Consider the following 17,522-nt stretch of genomic DNA (forward strand, 5'->3'; position numbering starts at 1 on the left):
GCGGCGGGCGGGCGCGGCAGCGGCCCGATGGGCGGACGGGGCGGTGGGGACGGCCGGCGAACTGTGCCGGTACGAACGGGGCACGTGCGAACAGGGCCGGTGCCGGCAGGGCCGGCGGGACGGGGCGACCCGGCCCGGGAGCGGGAGAGCGCCGGGCAGGGTGACGGGGCCGGGTGGCGGACGGCCGCCGGGATTCGGTACGGATGAACGGTGCCCATGACCGGCGACGTACAGAAGGACGGACACCCGGGCACCGCGCCATGTCGTCAGCCCCTCCCGTGCTGGGTCGGGATGCGTCGCGCGCGCCCCGGTGTCTAGAGTGCCAGATGGTCTACAACACTGTAGACGACCAGGAGGGGGAACCGTCCCATGGCCGAGGCGCAGGCGCAGGCACACCCTCGGTCTGCGGAGACGCCTCCCGGCCGGAGAGCGCACTTCCCGGACAGGCGCAGCTCCCGATCCGTGGGTGCGCCTCCCGATCCGCGGGCGCCCCAGGAGGCGCAGGCCCCCACAGCATTGTGGGGCACCGGGTCCCGCCGGCTCACACCAGGCACGTCACCCAGCGCCGGTAGGGTCCTCCACCCGTCCCGCACCAGCACATATGAGGAGTCAGGATGCCGCTTGCCACGATCGCCGCAGTGATCGCCCCCACCACCACGGCAAGAAGGGCCCGACGGCCGACCGACCACTGGGAGGCCGTGTCGTGACCCCTCTCTCCCACTCCGCCGCCGCTCCCGCCTCCGCCCTGCAGGACGATGATCAGCCGGCCTCCGCCGAGCGGACCGCCGCCGGCCCCGGCCACTCCCCCGCCCGTCCTCCGGCCGGCGCCCCTGGCGGCAGCCAGGGCGAATCGGCGCCGCCCCCGGCAAAGCACCGCGACGCATTCTTCGACAACGCCAAATACCTGGCGATCGTGCTGGTGGCTCTGGGCCACGCCTGGGAACCGCTCTACGCCGGCAGCCGGAGCGCGGCCGCGCTCTACATCTTCGTCTATGCGTTCCACATGCCCGCATTCACCGTCATATCCGGGTACTTCTCCCGTAGTTTCGAAATGCGGCGGAACCAGCTGCAGCGGCTGGTCACGGGCGTCGCCGTCCCGTACATCGTCTTCCAGACGGCCTACGCGGCGTTCCGGTACTGGGCCGGCGACCTGCCGGACTTCTCGGTCGACCTGACGGACCCGTGGTTCCTCACCTGGTTCCTGGTCGCCCTGTTCCTCTGGCGGCTCACCGCCCCGCTGTGGCGGATCGTCCGGTGGCCGGTGCCGCTGGCCCTGGCGATCGCCCTGGCGGCCTCGGTTTCCCCGGATCTCGGCAGCGGCCTGGACCTGCAGCGGGTCCTGCAATTCCTGCCGTTCTTCGTCCTGGGCATGTGCCTGAAACCGGAGCACTTCCAGCTCGTGCGCCGCCGGGCGGCACGGGTCGCCGCGGTGCCCGTGCTCGTGGCCGCGCTGACCTTCGCCTACTGGGCCGTGCCGCGCATGAACGACGCGTGGTTCTACCACACCGACAGCGCACAGCATCTGGGGGTGCCGTGGTGGTGCGGCGTCCTGATGCAACTGGCCATGTTCGGCTGCTCCTTGGTCCTCACGGCCTGCTTCCTGGCCTGGGTGCCCGGCCGCCGGAGGTGGTGCACCGTACTGGGCGCCGGCACGCTCTACGGCTACCTGCTGCACGGGTTCCTGGCCAAGGCCTCCCGGTGGTGGGACTGGTACGACGCCGACTGGATCCACACCCCATGGGGCGCCCTCGCCATCACACTCCTCGCCGGGGTGATCGTGACGCTGCTGTGCACCCCACCGGTCCAGCGCGCCCTGCGCTTCGTCATGGAGCCGAAGATGACGTGGGCCTTCAGGAAAGAGCCGTCGCCCCCGCCCGGCGCTCCACAGGGCCGTACGGTCTGACCCCTGGCACACCTGCGTGAGGGTGACCGGGGGGCTGGGGCGGGGCAGTGGCCGGGGGGCGGGGCAGTGCCGGGGCACCGGCACTGCCCCGCCCCCTCTGCGCCCTCTGCCCCCGATGGCCCGCACGGCCCCGGCGGATAGCATCAGTACTGTTGGCGTAGCTCATACGTGCGGTGGTGGCTCACCTCGGGGCCGACCGAATGCTTGATGTGACGTGATCGGAAGTGCCTGCAAGATGGCCAGCAGCCCCATGAGCCCAGGCCCCCCGGATCCAGCAGAGGCGCCGGCCATGGAACCATCCTCGGCGGCGTCGTCACCCCCGACCGGGATCAGCCTGCGTCAGCTGCTGATGTCGCTGGGTGAGCCCCTGGTGGAGCTGCAGGCCGCGCCCGCCGGGCTGGACGTCGAAATCCGCAGCGTCGCACTGCTGGACCCCGAGGATCCGCCGATCACCCACCCCGGCGAGCTGGTGCTCGCCATAGGCGCCCGCGGCCGCGCCGCATTCCCCGCGCTGCGGGCCGGCGGGCGCGACGGCGCCACCGCCGTCGCGGTCAAGCTGGACACTCCCGGGCAGGCCGCGGCGCTCAGCGCGACCGCCGTCGAGGCAGGCATCGCGCTGCTGTCCGTCCGGAGTGAGGCGCGCTGGGAGCAGGTGGACGCACTGGTCCGCGCGGCGTTGGAGAGTGTGCCGCAGGGGCGCCCCGGCGAGGGGCCCGAGGAAGGCGACCTCTTCTCGCTCGCCCAGACCACCGCCGTCCTCACCGGCGGCATCGTCAGCATCGAGGACACCGCCAACCGCGTGCTGGCCTACTCCCGCTCCACCGACTCCGACGAGGTCGACGACCTGCGGAGGCTGTCCATCCTGGGCTGGCAGGGTCCGGAGGCGTATCTGGCGCGGCTGCGGAAGTGGGGCGTCTTCCAGCGGCTGCGCGCCTCCGACGAGGTGATCTGTATCGACAGCCACCCCGAACTGGGCATCCGCCGGCGGCTCGCGGTGGCCATCCGGTCCGGGGAGCGGCAGCTGGGCACCATCTGGGTACAGGAGGGCTCGGTGCCGCTGACCGAGCACTCGGACCAGGCGTTGCTGGGTGCGGCCCGGGTCGCCGCGCTCCACCTCGTACGCCGCCGCCGTGAGCTCTCCGCGGACCTGACGCTGACCCGGACACTGGCGGCCGGACTGCTGGAGGGCAGCACCGGACCCCAGCCGCTGGCGAACCACCTGGCCCTGGACGCGGCCCGGCCGGCCGCCGTCCTGGGCTTCTCGTACGGGACCGCCGAGGCCACCCCGCCGGAGCTGGCCCGCTCCGAGGTCAGCAACCTGATCTCGGTGCACACCGCGGCCCGGCACCGAAGCGCCCTGGTCACCCAGGTCGACGCGCGGATCTACGTACTGCTGCCGCAGCTGCCGCGCAGCATCGACACCGGCACTCTGCGCGGCTGGGGACAGGCGATCACCGAGGCCGCGGGCCGGCATCTGGGCATGTCGTTGCGCGGTTCCATCGGCTGCATCGTGCCGGGGCTCGGGGAGGTTCCCGAATCGCGGCGGGAGGCGGACCGGATCCTCGACGCGATGGTGAGCGCCGGGGTCGCCACCACGGTCGCCGCGCTGCCGGACATCCAGGCCGAGGTGCTGGTCAGCGAGGTGCTGACGCTGCTCTCCGCGCACCCTGAGATGCGCGACCCCCGGCTGACCGCCCTGGTCACCCACGACAGCCGGAGCCAGGGGCAGTTGGCCGAGACGGTCCTCGCTTACCTGAACGCCTTCGGCGACGTACGGGCCGCCGCCACCGAGCTGCATGTGCACCCCAACACGCTGCGCTACCGGATCCGCCGTGCCGAGGAGTTGACCGGCCTCGACCTCAGCCGCCCGGATCAGCGACTGCTGGCGATGCTCCAGCTGCGACTGCCGCCCGCTCCCTGAGCGCGGGCAGATACGGCGGGGCACGCCAGGCGAGCAGACACCGGACCACCACGCGCCTGACCACCACGCGCGTGACCACCACGCCTGACCACCACGCCTGACCACCACGTCCGGGCACCACGTCCGGGCACCACGCCCGAGGCACGACGGCCGGGCCGCGCTCACCCGTCCCCCGGATCACACGGACCACCGCTAGTCCACAATTCTCCTAAACTGGGCGATATTGCTCCATTGAGCTGACAGGCTGGCGATGATGACCTCGGAGAATGCGGTGCCGGGCGGGTCGGGCCGCGCATGGGACATGGCGAAGGCGGCCACCGCCGAACTGGACGCACAGGGGCGGGTCGCCGCGTGGACCAGGGCGGCGGAGCGGCTGCTCGGCTATCCCGCCGAGGAGGTCCTGCACCGTCCCGCGGCGGAGCTGCTGGCGATACCCGGCGACGAGGCGCGGGTGGCCGCCGTGGCCCGGTGGTGCCGCTCGGGGGACGGCTGGGGCGGCTCGGTCGCGGCCCGTCACCGGGACGGCCGGGATCTGCAGCTGGCGGTGCAGGTCACGCCGCTTCTCGACCGCACCGGCCAGGAACGGTGGTCCGTCCTCGCACTGGAGGAGTGGCGGATGCCGGGCGGCGGAGTGAACCAGCTGATGCTGGAACCGTTCCTGGCGCGTGCACCGGTCGGTATGGCGGTGCTGGACACCGATCTGCGGTACGTCTGGGTCAACGAGGTACTGGAGCGCCTGATCCCGCTCGACCGGCGGCTGGGAAGACGGGTGGCGGAGGTCTTGCCGAAGCTGGAGGCCGAGGCGTTCGAGGAACGGATGCGGCGAGTGCTGGGGACCGGGGCGCCGGTGATGGACTACGAATTCCGCAGTCCCACGTACGCGGACCCCAGCCAGGAGCGCGCCTACTCGGCGTCGTTCTTCGGGCTGGAGGATCCCCAGGGCCGGCGCATCGGCCTGTGGTACATGGTCATCGACGTCACCGAACGCTGGCGGGCGCAGGAACGCCTGGCGCTGCTGAACGACGCCAGCGTGCGGATCGGCAGCACGCTGGATGTCGCCCGGACCGCACAGGAACTGGCCGATGTCGCCGTGCCGGCGCTCGCCGACTTCGTCGCCGTCGACCTGCTGGATTCGGTCCTGCGGGGCGCCGAGCCGGTTCCCGGGCCGGTCGACAGCACCCCCACCATGCGCCGTTCCGGCCAGCAGTCGGTGCACGAGGGCTGCCCGGAGGCCGGGCTGGCCGTGGGGGAAGCCGTCCAGCGTTCCCCCTCGTCGCCCATCGCCCGCTGTCTGCTCAAGGGCGAATCCCTCGTGGAGCCGGTACTGGACTTCGCCACCAGCTCCTGGGTCACCGAGGACCCGGTCCGGGCCGATGTGATCCGCGCCTTCGGTTTCCGCTCGGTGATGGTGGCGCCGGTCAAGGCCCGGGGCATCACCCTGGGCGCGGCGACGTTCTTCCGCTCCCGCCGTCTGGGGCCCTTCGTGGCGGATGACGTCCGGCTCGCCGAGGAGCTGGTGGCCAGGGCGGCGGTCTGTGTCGACAATGCGCGCCGCTTCACCCGCGAGCGCGCCGCGGCCCGGGTGATGCAGCAGAACCTGCTGCCGCACGAACTGACCGGCGGATCCGCCCTGGAGGTGGCGTCCTGGTACTTCCCCGCGGACGCGCCGAGCGGTGTGGGCGGCGACTGGTTCGATGTGATCCCGCTGTCCGGGGCGCGGGTCGCCCTGGTCGTGGGGGATGTGGTGGGGCACGGCATCAACGCGGCGGCCACGATGGGGCGGCTGCGTACCGCCGTACGCACCCTGGCCAACCTGGATCTGCCGCCCGATGAACTGCTGGCCCGGCTGGACGACCTGGTCATCGGCCTGGTGAAGACGCAGGGCGCCGACCCGGCGGCGGACGTCGACCCGGCGGCGGACGCCGGGAACCCGAGCGTGGCCTCGACGTTCATGGGGGCCACCTGCCTGTACGCCGTGTACGACCCGGTCAGCAGGCGGTGCAGCATGGCGCGGGCCAGCCATCTGCCGCCGTTGATCGTCGGCCCCGACGGCGCCGTGGACTGCCCCGATCTGCCCGCGGGACCGCCGCTCGGCCTCGGGACGCTGCCCTTCGAGTCCGTCGAACTGGAGCTGGCCGAGGGCAGTCTGATCGCGCTCTACACCAACGGACTGATCGAGACCTGCGACCGCGACATCGGTGTCGGGCTGTCCCGGCTGAGCAACGCCCTCGCGGTGCCCGGGCAGACGCTGAAGGACATCGGCGGAAATGTGGTCAAGGCGCTGATGACCGGGCCGCCGTCGGATGACGCCGCGCTGCTGCTCGCCAGGACCCGCGCCCTGGGCGCGCACCAGGTCGCCTCCTGGGATCTGCCCACCGATCCGGCCGTGGTCGGCAGCGCCCGCGCTCTCGCCGGCCGGCAGCTGTCCGAGTGGGGCATGGACGAGCTGCAGTTCACCACGGAGCTGGTCGTCAGCGAACTGGTCACCAACGCCATCCGCCACGGCACCGGGCCGATCACGCTGCGCCTGATCCGGCAGGACACCCTGATCTGCGAGGTCTCCGATGCCAGCAGCACCTCGCCGCGGCTGCGCCATGCCCGGACCACCGACGAGGGCGGGCGCGGGCTGTTCATCGTCGCGCAGGTCACCCGGCGCTGGGGCACCCGCTACACCCCCACCGGCAAGATCATCTGGACCGAACTGAGCATGCCGTCCGAGGCCGGATCCGCCGTCGAGGAAGGCTGAGCCGGCCCGAAGCGCCGGAGGGCCGGGCCGGGCTCATCCTCAGGGGCGGGAGCGGGGGCACACCAGGAACGCGATCGGACCGGGGGCCTCAGGACACGACCGGGCGGAGCGCGGCCGGGGTGCCACGCCTCACGCCGGCCCGGAAACGCTGCGGGCCGGGGCCTGTTCGCCCTCGCCGGAGACATGGCCGCAGTCGTCCCCGGCGGCGACGGGCCGGCCGACGAGGCCGCGTCCCGGCAGGTCGACATAGTCGCAGTCGGCATCGGCCACGACGCGCCGGGGCGCGGCGCCGGACGGGCAGGCCGTGAGATGGGCGGTCACGAAGGCCGCGCTGGTCCTGGTGATGTCGCGGGTCAGCCCGAGGGGCAGCAGCGAGCGGGTCTCCGCGATCGCGTCGTCCTCCCCGGCCCGCAGCACCACCCGGATCTCCGGTGCCACACCGTGGGCGGCGACCGCGACGGCGATGTTGTCCAGTTCGTGGGAGCCGACGGCGGCGAGCGCCCGTGCCCGCGCCAGCCCCAGCCGCGCCAGCACCGCCCGGTCCTCGCCGTGCGCCAGCACCACGGGTATCCCCATCGACCGGGCGAGGCGCAGATTCGGGGCGGTGGGCTCGCGCTCGACACCGATGACGGGCACCCCCAGCCGGCGCAGCGTCTGGCACAGCCGCAGCCCCACCTGCCCCAGCCCCACCACGATGACGTGACCGGCCCGGGGCAGCACCCGTGGCCCCAGGACACCGACCAGCCGGGGGCCGAACAGCCGGTCGACGATGCCCGCGGTCAGCAGCGCGGTGAATCCCACCGTCACCAGCATCGCCACGGCGGAGACCACCTCGTACACGGGATGCCCGGGATGCGGCGCGGCAGGTCCCACTCCGGCAACGACCCGGGCGGCTTCCAGGAAGGCGGTGCTGACGGGCCGGTGGAACACGGCGACCAGCCACATCCAGTCCGCGGCCAGTACGGCGACGATCCCCAGCAGCCCGATGAGCAGCAGGCGGGCGTCCGCGTCATGCGGCTGCAACTGCCCCCGCAGCCGCCCGAGCAGCGCGCGCCGCCGGGCGCCCGTGCTCGCCCGCCACGCCGTCTCCACCAGGTGGCCCCCGGGGCGCCGGACCGCCACCGCGCCGTTCCCGTCGTCCCATACGGCCAGCGCGTCGGGGTCCACACACAGTCCGGCCAGCGTCGGCGCCAGGAGGTCGGCGGGCGAGACCGGCACGCAGTGGCGCAGCAGCAACCGGAGCTGCTGCGCCACGGTGCGGTCGAAGACGGTGACCACGATCCGGACGGTGTCGCAGACGTGGCGCACCGCGAGCGCATAGCGCAGTGCGGACAGGTCGTCGCCCACGAGGACGGCCACCGCGGCCGGCCGGGCGGCGAGCGCCCGTCGCAGGTCCTGGTCGTCCGGTGCGGCCAGGTGGTCGACCGGGTGTCCGCTCTCCTCCAGGGAGGCGCAGACCCGGCGCGCCAGGGTCGTCGCCCCGATCACCACGGTCCCGGGGGCCTGTCCCGCCGGCCCCGTGGCCGGATTCGTCCCGGGCGCTTCGGCCTCGCCTTCGGGCTCGGACCTCACACGCTCCGGTCCCGCCCGATGCTCCGGCGACTCCCCCGCAGGAGCGTCACCGCGGGGTTCACCTGGCGTTACGTCCCGCGCCCCGCCGCCGTCGCCCGCCACTGATGGGGTGGCGGGCACAGCGTGCGGCGGGGCGGTACGGGTCTGTCGGGCGGAGGGAAGGGTGGCCATGGAGTCCCCTTGCTCGTCGGCCGTCGGAAGGGCCGAACTCACGCTAGGGCGCCCGCGGCCGGAGGCATCTGTCCCGCTGGCCAAGGGTTCGCCGGGGGCGTTGTCCGGCCGCACCAGCGGGCGTCGCGGCGCCCGGCGCCAGGGGCGAGGAGAGCGGCCGACGAAGACCGCTCACCACCCATAGCCCCGGAGCACGAGCCCCTTTTCCGCCAATCTTCATTGGCCTGGCGTACAGCTCTCGCAAGGGAATTTGTCCCCTCTCACAAATACGCCGCCGCGCACCGCCACATACGCTTACGCAAATCCCAATCCAGACGTGATGCGGCTCACCTCCCACAAGGAGGGAGCCCCAGCGCGGAGGTGCGATCAGCGCTCCCCCACCCGCGCAGGGCATCCGAAGGCCACGGCCCGCTCGTCGCGCCTTCGCACTACGTCAGGGCCACGATCGCCGCCTGAGGGCGCCCGGCCCTGTCGTGCGTCCGGCCACCGAGGCGATCCCAGCAGTCACCACGTGCATGACCCCTCCAACCCTCAATGGATGTCGAAGATGACTACATCTCCCCCCAACCCCGTGGCCGCTCCGCCCACTCCCCCGGGGCATGGGCAGGCCCCGCAGCAGTCAGGCCTGCAGTCGGGCCTCAAGAACCGCCATCTGTCCATGATCGCCGTGGGTGGAGTCATCGGCGCCGGTCTCTTCGTGGGCTCCGCCTCCGGCATCGCCGCCGCCGGCCCCGGCATCCTGCTGTCGTACGCCCTGGTCGGCGCGCTGGTCGTGTTCGTGATGCGGATGCTCGGCGAGATGGCGGCCGCCAACCCGACCTCCGGTTCCTTCTCCGCCTACGCGGACCGGGCGCTCGGCCGCTGGGCCGGCTTCTCCATCGGCTGGCTGTACTGGTTCTTCTGGGTCGTGGTGCTCGCCGTGGAGGCGACCGCCGGCGCGGCCATCCTCACCAGCTGGGTCCCGGCCGTCCCGCAGTGGGCCTGGGCGCTGATCGTGATGGTCGTCCTCACCGCCACCAACCTCGCCTCGGTCGCCTCCTTCGGTGAGTTCGAGTTCTGGTTCGCCGGCATCAAGGTCGTCGCCATCGCGGCCTTCATCGTCCTCGGCGGCCTGGCGATATTCGGCGTGCTGCCCGGGTCCGACAACGCGGCGACCGGCTTCAGCAACCTCACCTCGCACGGCGGATTCCTTCCGAACGGGCCCACCGCGATCCTCACCGGCGTCCTGATGGTCGTCTTCTCCTTCATGGGCAGCGAGATCGTCACCCTTGCCGCCGGTGAGTCCGAGGACCCGGAGCGCGCGGTCACCAAGGCCACCAAGAGCGTGATCTGGCGGGTCGGCATCTTCTACCTCGGCTCGATCCTCGTGGTCGTCTCCCTGCTGCCGTGGAACGACCCCTCGATCGCCAAGAAGGGCTCCTACGTCGCGGCGCTCGACTCGATCGGCATCCCGCACGCCGGCCAGATCATGAACGTCATCGTGCTGACGGCCGTGCTCTCCTGTCTCAACTCCGGCCTCTACACCGCCTCCCGGATGGCCTTCTCGCTCGGCCAGCGCGGCGACGCCCCGAAGGCCTTCGCCCGGACGAACACGCGGGGCGTGCCGCAGGCCGCGATCCTCGCCTCCGTCCTCTTCGGCTTCATCGCGGTCGGCTTCAACTACCTGTGGCCGGACACCGTCTTCCAGTTCCTGCTGAACTCCTCGGGCGCGGTCGCGCTCTTCGTCTGGCTGGTCATCTGCTTCTCGCAGCTGCGGATGCGCGGGATCATCCTGCGCGAGAACCCCGAGAAGCTGGTCGTCCGGATGTGGCTGTTCCCGTACCTGACCTGGGCGACGATCGCGATGATCTCTTTCGTGCTGGTCTACATGCTCACCGATGACAGCGAGGGCGGCGGCCGGATCCAGGTGCTGCTGTCGGTGCTCCTCGCCGCGGTCGTGGTCGGGGTTTCCCTGGTCCGCGACCGGCTCGGCGCCCGTACCGCCGAGAAGGCGGCCGTCACCTCCCGTTAGCCGAGGGTGGCCGGACGGCCACCGAACGCTGTGCCGTACGGTCGGCGGTGTGCCCCGCACCCGCCGCCCGTACGGCACAGCGATGCCACTAGCCTGCTAGCCACGCTTCCCGCCTACGAGCCCACAACCGGAAGGCCGCCGAAAGAGATGCCCGCGTTCAGACGCCGCAAAGGCAGCCTTCCCCGCCTCGTCCCCGAGCTCGACGATGTGACGCTGGGGCGGGTCCGGCGACGCGTCGAGACCTGCTGGTCCCGCGGTTCGCTGGACACCGCCGTCATGGCGCTGATGGCGGATGCGATCGACGACGCCGGCGAGGACTGGGACCGCAAGGCCCACCGCCTGGGGGTGCTCGCCGGTTCCGCGGGCCGGTCGCTGCCCGGCATCTGGCGCCAGCACAGCCCGAACGACCATGGCGCGCTGCTGCTCCACGCCTGGTCGGACCTGCTCCACGCCCGGCAGCAGGGCTCCTCCGTCGACCTGCACGCCACCCGCGAGACCTGCCGGCTCGCCGCCGAGCTGCAGCCCGCCGACCCCACCCCGTGGACGGTGCACCTGGCTACTCTGCGCGTGGAAGCGCGCCCCTCCACGGAGCTGGCGGCGATCTGGCGCGAGATCAAGGCCCGCGATCCCTGGAACCGCGAGGCGCATCTGCAGGCCCTGGGCTATCTCTCGCCGGACGAGTGCGGCTCCAGCGCCCTGGTGCTGGACCTGCTCGACGGTGTCCGCTCCCTGATGCCGCCCGATGCCCCCGCCGCCGGTCTGGAACTCACCTCTCTCGTCCTCAGCCACCAGCGAGCGGTCGCCGAGGGCGGCATGACGGCTCTGGGCGCCGGGGAGATCTGGCGGCGCCCCGATGCCGCCCGGGTCCTCGACCAGGCCGCGCACTACTGGCCGAGCCCGGGATTCCTCCGGCACGCGACGGCCCTGGCCGACCTCAACCTGCTGGCCTACGCCCTGATCAAAGCCGGCCGGACGACCGAGGCGGGGACCGCGCTGCGCGCCACCGGAGGGGTGGCGACCGTCTGGCCGTGGAGCATGGACGGCGACCCGCTGGAGCGGTACGCGCACTTCCACGGCCGCTACGCGAGCGGTGACCCCGACGACGGTTCCGGGGGGCGCGCCCCGTCCTGGCGTCGGTGACGCTCAGGACTGCCGGCGCCCGGACGGTCGGGTCCCTGACCGCGCACCGGGCGTGGCCCTGCCGCCCCTGACCCGGCACGCCGCCCCCGGCCGAAGAACGCCATCAGCCGCTGCACCATCCTGCGGAGCAGACTCTTCCGGGCTGCGGGCGGGGCCACGGTGACAGCGGCCGGCGCCTCGGCGGGCGCCTCAGCCGACGGTTCGGCGGACGGTTCGGCTGAGGGCTCGGCGGGCGGTGCGGTGGGCGGTGCGGCCGAGGGCTCGGCGGGCGGTTCGGCCGGCGGAGGCGCCGGGGTGCCCGGCTGTTGTGTCGCGGCACGGTCGGCGGGCGTGGGCGCGGGTACCGGCTTGGTGCGTCGGGCCTCGGCGCGGACGAGCGCGCCGAGAGCGGCATAGACATCGAGGGGCATGCCACATCTCCTGCGGTGGAAGTGCTGAGAACGGAGGGCGGCAGACCGCGATCGCCCCATGACCCCGTGACGGGGTGGGGTGGGTGATGCGGTCGGGCCGGCTCAGCAGCGCAGGACGAGCGCGCGTGGTGGCGATGCGGGGGCAGCGGCCGTGACGGCGGCCCCGGAAGAGGCGTCCTTCGACGCGGTGAGGGTCTGCGCGACGGGAGAGTCCCCGAGCGCCTTGCCGCCGGCCCCGGTGGGGACCTGATGGCGCAGATGACAGGCCGAGGCGTCGCACAGGCGGCGGATACCGCTGCCGGGGTGCTTTCCGCCGCCGGTGGAGGCCGGCAGCGGCCCGGCCGTGACGCAGGTCCGCTCGGCCGGGCCCGGCACGGCGGGGGCGCCGGCGTGCGGAGGGCAGCCGTGGGCATCGGAGGCCGGTCCATGGGAGCAGCCGGTGGTGAGTGCGGCGTGCAGTAACGCCAGCAGCGCGACGAACATCAGCACACGCCAGCCACCGGTTGCCGCACAGCGGCCGGTGCCGACGGTGTCGCGCATGCGCCTCTCCCACCCTCTCTTCGGAGAGGGGATCCCCGGGAAGCGGGAGGGACACTCGCGATACGCCGCAAGAGGCCACAAAACCACTCGATCCGGCTATCTCATCGCACACGCGGACTTCGCACACCTGCCTCCGGGCCGGCTCCGGGCTGCCTCTGGGCCGAGCGGCCCGCAGATCCGGCAGCTTCCGGACCCGCCCCGGGGCCACCGCACTGCGCGGACCGCGGGCCCCGGCGGCGCACCGTTTGTCCGTCTCTCCGGCGGGCGCCATTCTGGGGACATGGCCCCCACAGCAGGCCCGGACACGGTGTCCGGCTGGGCCGTCCGGCGTCCCGGCCCGATGGCCTCCGGGCCGCTGACCGCCGTGCGCCGTCCGGTCCCCGAACCGGGCCCGGGGGACCTGCTGCTCAGCATGGAGGCCTGCGGGGTGTGCCGTACGGATCTGCATCTGGCGGAGGGCGATCTGACCCCGCACCGCCCGTTGACCGTCCCGGGCCATGAGATCGTCGGCCGCGTGATCGCCGCCGGGGAGGCGGTGACGGCGTTCCGTGCCGGTGACCGGGCCGGCGGCGCCTGGCTGCGCGGCACCTGCGGTGTCTGCCGGTACTGCCGCGCGGGCCACGAAAACCTCTGTCCGGCCTCCCGGTACACCGGCTGGGACGCGGACGGCGGTTTCGCCGATACCGCTCTCGTCCCCGCGGACTTCGCCTATCCGCTCCCGGACGGCGAGGACGCCGCACACCTGGCACCGCTGCTGTGCGCCGGGATCATCGGGTACCGCGCGCTGCGCCGCAGCGCACTGCCCTCCGGCGGCAGGCTCGGCATCTACGGTTTCGGCGCCTCGGCGCATCTGGCCGCCCAGGTCGCCCTGGCCGAAGGTGCGACCGTCCATGTGCTGACGCGGTCCGCCCGGGCCCGTGAACTCGCCCTCGATCTGGGCGCGTCCTCGGCCGGAGAGGCCTACGACCGCCCGCCCGAACCGCTGGATTCGGCGATCCTCTTCGCGCCGGTGGGCGATCTGGTGCCGGTGGCGCTGGCGGCACTCGACCGTGCGGGCACGCTCGCCGTGGCCGGCATCCACCTCACCGACATCCCTCCGCTCCACTATCAGCGGCATCTGTTCAACGAGCGGAATCTGCGCAGCGTGACCGCCAACACCCGGCAGGACGGCCGGGAGTTCCTGGCGACCGCGGCGAGGATCGGCATCCGGGTCACCGTCAGCCCTTACCCGCTGAGCCGTGCCCCGCAGGCTCTCACGGACCTGGCCGCCGACCGGGTACAGGGGGCCGCCGTGCTGACGCCCTGAATCCCTGACGCCACGCACCGTGCCCCCCGCTCCGACTAGCTGCGCCCTCCCTGCGTGCCGCACCATGGAGAGGAGGCCGTGAATGACGACATATCCGGTGAAGCGGTGGCGGGGTGGAAGCTCCGGCTCCGGAGGGCGGATACGGCGACCGTGGCTTACGACGACGGCTTCCGGCATACGGAGGCGGTACAGGAAGTGACCGCACGGGTCCTCGGGGCTACCGGGGCTGAGCTGACCGCCGTCTATGTGCCCGCCGAAGGGAGCGGCGCTCTTCAGCTGGCCGAGATGGTCGGCGGCACCGGTGCCCCCTACGGACTGCCGGCGAGCTTCCCGCTGTCCGGCAACTCACCGGTCGCGGCAGCCTTCCGCACCGGCCTCCCCCTGTGGCTGAGCCCGGCCGAGCTCGCGCACGGCGTCACCGCTCCGCCGGGCAGCCCCGGTGCGCAGCCCTGGGACGGCGCCGCGGCACTGCCGTCCGATGTCTCCCTGGGCGTGCTGCCGCTGGGCGGGGACGCCAAACGGCTGGGGTGCCTGGTCGTCATGGACAAGGCCCCGGATGCCTTCGACGCCGACCGCCGCCATCTGCTGGAACTCCATGCCGACCAGGTGTCCGCGGGGCTGGAGGCCGTCGCGGCCCGGGTGATGGCCCGCACGGAGCGCCGGTCGCTGCTGGGGCCGGGGCTGGACACCCTCCGGGGCGGCGCCTTCACGCTGGTGCTGAGCACCGGGCGGATCGACGCGGACGGCCAGGTCCTGGAGCTGTTCGGGATCGCTCCGGAGCGGTTCGACCGGCGGGTGGAGACGCTGTTGGAGTGCACCGCGCCGGATGACATTCCCGCGCTGATGTCGATGGTGGAGCCGGGCGGGCTGCCCTCGCCCGCCCAGCAGCTCTCGATCCGTATCCGAAGGCCCAACGGCGAGCTCCGCTGGCTGAGTCTGCGCTGCCGGGTGCTGGTCGACGCGGCCGGCGCCCCGGAGCGCATGCTGGGTGTGGTCGCCGACGCCTCCTATCTGCGCCCCAGCGCGGACGAGGTCTCCATCGTGCAGCGGCTGTCCGCCGCGCTGGCCGGCGCCACGACCATCCGCGACGTCAGCCGGGTGGTGGTCGCGACCCTGCGGACGCCGCTGGGGGCCGACCGGGTGGCGGTGGCCGAGCTGGAGGCGGACCGTTTTGTGGTGTCCGTCCTCGATCCGCCGGAGCCCGACGCCTGGCCCGCGGTGTGGCGGTCGGAGTGGAGATCCGAGTGGCCCGATGCGTCGTGCCACTCGATGCCCTCGCTGGAGAGCGTGATCCGGGGCGGCCATGTGGCCCTGTGGCCTCCGGGGGCCGCTCTCGAACCCGACCTGGCAGGCATCGGGCCCGGCGGTCTCGCCGTCCTGCCGCTGCCGGCCGGCGGCCGGATCGTCGGGGTGTGCCTGGTCGGCTGGGAGGAGGAGCACCCGTTCGGGCCGGAGGAACGGTCCCTGCTGACCGCGACCGCGGGTCTGGTGGGACAGGCCCTCGTCCGCGCCCATGCGCTGGACGCCGGGCATGAGCTGGCCACGATGCTCCAGCGCAGTCTGCTGCCCCGCAAACTGCCGTCGCTGCCCGGCGGGGTGGCCGTCGCCCGCTATCTGCCCGCCACGATGGGCCTCGAAGTGGGCGGCGACTGGTACGACGTCATCCCACTGTCCGACGGCCGGATCGCGCTCGTCATCGGTGATGTGGAGGGCCACAGCGCCGGCGCCGCCACGATCATGGGCCAGATGCGCACCGCTATACGGGCCTACGCGGTCGAGGGGCACCCGCCCGATGTGGTGGTCTCCCACGCCAACCGGCTGCTCCTCGGCATGGAGACCGACCTCTTCGCGACCTGCTGTTACGTGGACCTGGACATGGAGGAGGGGATCGCCTGGTTCGTCCGGGCCGGGCATCTGCCGCCGTTGCTGCGGTACCCCGACGGCAGCACCGAGGAGTTGTCGGTCGAGGGCGGTCCCCCGCTGGGGGTGGCCGCCGAGGGGGAGTTCCCGCTGACCGAGGTGGGCCTGGCCCCCGGCACCGTGCTCGTCCTGCTCACCGACGGCCTGGCCGAATCGGCCACGCTCCACCTGGACGACGGCATCCGCCGGGTGCGCGAGCTGCTTGCCACGGCCGACCCGGCCGATGCCGGGGAACTCGCCGACCGGCTGCTCGGCGAGGCGAAGCGGCGCGACGACGATGTGGCGGTGCTGGTGCTGCGCTACGACGGGATGCGCGTCCGCCCGACCCGGGTGCACTGGACGGTGTGGCGGCTCCCCGACGCGGTCATGCACGCTCGCCGCTTCGCCGCCCGCACCCTGCGCTCCTGGGAGGTGAGCGAGGAGCTGGACGTGGCCCTGCTGGTGGTGTCGGAGCTGGTCACCAACGCCATTGCCCATACGCAGGGGGAGGTGCGGCTGGATCTGACCCTGGCCGGGGACCGGCTGCGGGTCGCGGTGAACGATGCGTCGCCCCGCGCGCCCGTCAAGCCGGCGAGCGTGGACTGGGAGTCGACCGGCGGCCGCGGGCTGCTGCTGGTCGAGGCGATGTCGGCGTCCTGGGGCTCGGTGCCGCTGAGCGGCGGCAAGCAGGTGTGGAGCGAGATCACCCTGCAGCCGGGCGAACAGCTCGACACCGAGGGGGCGCCGGCCGGCGCGGACGGCCGGCGGGAGGGGAAGGAGGTTCCCTGAAGTGCGTGCTCGTCTGCGGGGAGTTGCCGCCGTCCTGGCCGGGCTGTGCCTGCTGGCCGGTCCTGCCGCCTGCGGCAAGGCCGGCGGCGTGCACGAGCCCGGCGGGCCCGCCTCCGGCGGCGCCCTGAAGATCGGTGTGCTGCTGCCGGACAACACCTCGCGCCTCTACCACTTCGACAAGCCGCTGATCGAGAAGAAGATCCATCAGCTCTGCCCCGAATGCACGGTGGAGGTCGTCAGCGCGGAGCACGATGTGGCCACCCAGCAGCAGCAGATGGACGCGATGATCACCAAGCGCGTCCGGGTGCTGATCCTGGACGCCGTCGACTCCAAGTCGCTGCGCTCGCCGGTCGAGAGCGCGCGGGCGGCGGGGATCCCGGTGGTCGCCTACGACCGCCTCGTGGAGGGGCCGGTCTCGGCGTATGTCTCCTTCAACGGCAAGAGGGTCGGGGAACTGCAGGGCGAGGCGCTTCTGCAGGCACTCGGCGACAAGGCGCGCGGCGCCCAGATCGTCATGATGAACGGCGATTCGACGGACCCCAACTCCGCCTGGTTCCAGCAGGGCGCGCTCGACGTGCTCCGGGGCAAGGTGAAGATCGGGAAGAGCTACGAGACCGCCGGGTGGCGGCCGGAGAACGCCAACAGCAATATGTCCGCCGCCATCTCGGCCCTCGGCGCCGGGCACATCGACGGTGTCTACTCCGCCAATGACGGGCTGGCGGCCGGCATCATCTCCGCCCTGAAGGCCGCGAAGATCTCTCCGTTGCCGCCCGTCACCGGCCAGGACGCCGAACTCGCCGCCATCCAGCGCATCGTCACCGGCGATCAGTACATGACCGTCTACAAACCCTTCACGCCCGAGGCCGGCACCGCCGCCGCCATGGCCGTCGCCCTGGGCCGCGGCAAGAAGCTCGACGACATCACGACGCACACGGTCAACAGCCCCACCACCCGGGGCATTCCGGCGGTGCTGCTCACTCCGGTCTCCGTGACCGTGCACCGCATCAAGGACACCGTGGTCAAGGACCACATGTACACGATCGAGCAGATCTGCACCCCCAAGTTCGCATCCGCCTGCCAGAAGGCGGGACTGACCAGGTAAGGCAGGTGTCCC

10 protein-coding genes are annotated in these 17,522 nt (G+C 72.7%); 8 read left to right on the forward strand and 2 right to left on the reverse strand.

Annotated features, from left to right (window positions below):
* Window positions 1-703: 703 nt before the first annotated feature.
* The 3 genes from CFW40_RS02615 (at window position 704) to CFW40_RS02625 (ending at window position 6,570) form a co-directional block, all read left to right on the forward strand.
* Window positions 704-1,903: an acyltransferase family protein gene (locus tag CFW40_RS02615; RefSeq protein ID WP_256331625.1), complete on the forward strand. Its 1,200-nt coding sequence runs from the start codon at window positions 704-706 to the stop codon at window positions 1,901-1,903.
* Between the two features lie 289 nt (window positions 1,904-2,192).
* The gene (locus tag CFW40_RS02620; protein WP_256331623.1) at window positions 2,193-3,824 is read left to right on the forward strand and encodes a helix-turn-helix domain-containing protein; all 1,632 of its coding nucleotides are present in this window, start codon (window positions 2,193-2,195) and stop codon (window positions 3,822-3,824) included.
* A gap of 250 nt (window positions 3,825-4,074) precedes the next feature.
* Window positions 4,075-6,570 carry a SpoIIE family protein phosphatase gene (locus CFW40_RS02625; protein WP_088796198.1) on the forward strand — a complete coding sequence of 832 codons (2,496 nt, stop codon included), beginning with the start codon at window positions 4,075-4,077 and terminating at the stop codon, window positions 6,568-6,570.
* A 129-nt stretch (window positions 6,571-6,699) separates the two neighbouring features.
* Here the strand turns inward: CFW40_RS02625 and CFW40_RS02630 are convergent, their stop codons facing one another.
* Window positions 6,700-8,142, reverse strand: coding sequence for an NAD-binding protein (locus CFW40_RS02630; RefSeq protein WP_256331622.1), 1,443 nt, complete (start codon window positions 8,140-8,142; stop codon window positions 6,700-6,702).
* 709 nt (window positions 8,143-8,851) lie between these two features.
* Between CFW40_RS02630 and CFW40_RS02635 the strand changes: the two genes are divergently transcribed.
* Both CFW40_RS02635 and CFW40_RS02640 read left to right on the forward strand, forming a co-directional pair.
* Window positions 8,852-10,324, forward strand: a complete 1,473-nt coding sequence (locus tag CFW40_RS02635; protein ID WP_371127309.1) for an amino acid permease — start codon at window positions 8,852-8,854, stop codon at window positions 10,322-10,324.
* Between the two features lie 147 nt (window positions 10,325-10,471).
* The gene (locus CFW40_RS02640; RefSeq protein ID WP_088796200.1) at window positions 10,472-11,464 is read left to right on the forward strand and encodes a hypothetical protein; all 993 of its coding nucleotides are present in this window, start codon (window positions 10,472-10,474) and stop codon (window positions 11,462-11,464) included.
* 512 nt (window positions 11,465-11,976) lie between these two features.
* Here the strand turns inward: CFW40_RS02640 and CFW40_RS02645 are convergent.
* On the reverse strand, window positions 11,977-12,414 hold the full coding sequence (locus tag CFW40_RS02645; RefSeq protein WP_088796201.1) for a hypothetical protein: 438 nt from the start codon (window positions 12,412-12,414) through the stop codon (window positions 11,977-11,979).
* 280 nt (window positions 12,415-12,694) lie between these two features.
* Here CFW40_RS02645 and CFW40_RS02650 point away from each other — a divergent pair, with 280 nt between their 5' ends.
* The 3 genes from CFW40_RS02650 (at window position 12,695) to CFW40_RS02660 (ending at window position 17,510) form a co-directional block, all read left to right on the forward strand.
* Window positions 12,695-13,720, forward strand: a complete 1,026-nt coding sequence (locus CFW40_RS02650) for a zinc-dependent alcohol dehydrogenase family protein (protein WP_088796202.1) — start codon at window positions 12,695-12,697, stop codon at window positions 13,718-13,720.
* Window positions 13,721-14,005: 285 nt separating this feature from the next.
* Window positions 14,006-16,408: a SpoIIE family protein phosphatase gene (locus tag CFW40_RS02655; protein ID WP_256331831.1), complete on the forward strand. Its 2,403-nt coding sequence runs from the start codon at window positions 14,006-14,008 to the stop codon at window positions 16,406-16,408.
* 1 nt (window position 16,409) lies between these two features.
* Window positions 16,410-17,510 carry a substrate-binding domain-containing protein gene (locus tag CFW40_RS02660; protein ID WP_088796203.1) on the forward strand — a complete coding sequence of 367 codons (1,101 nt, stop codon included), beginning with the start codon at window positions 16,410-16,412 and terminating at the stop codon, window positions 17,508-17,510.
* The last annotated feature ends 12 nt before the right edge of the window (window positions 17,511-17,522 follow it).

The sequence above is a fragment of the Streptomyces sp. 2114.4 genome, assembly GCF_900187385.1.
In the GTDB taxonomy this organism is placed as follows: domain Bacteria; phylum Actinomycetota; class Actinomycetes; order Streptomycetales; family Streptomycetaceae; genus Streptomyces; species Streptomyces mooreae.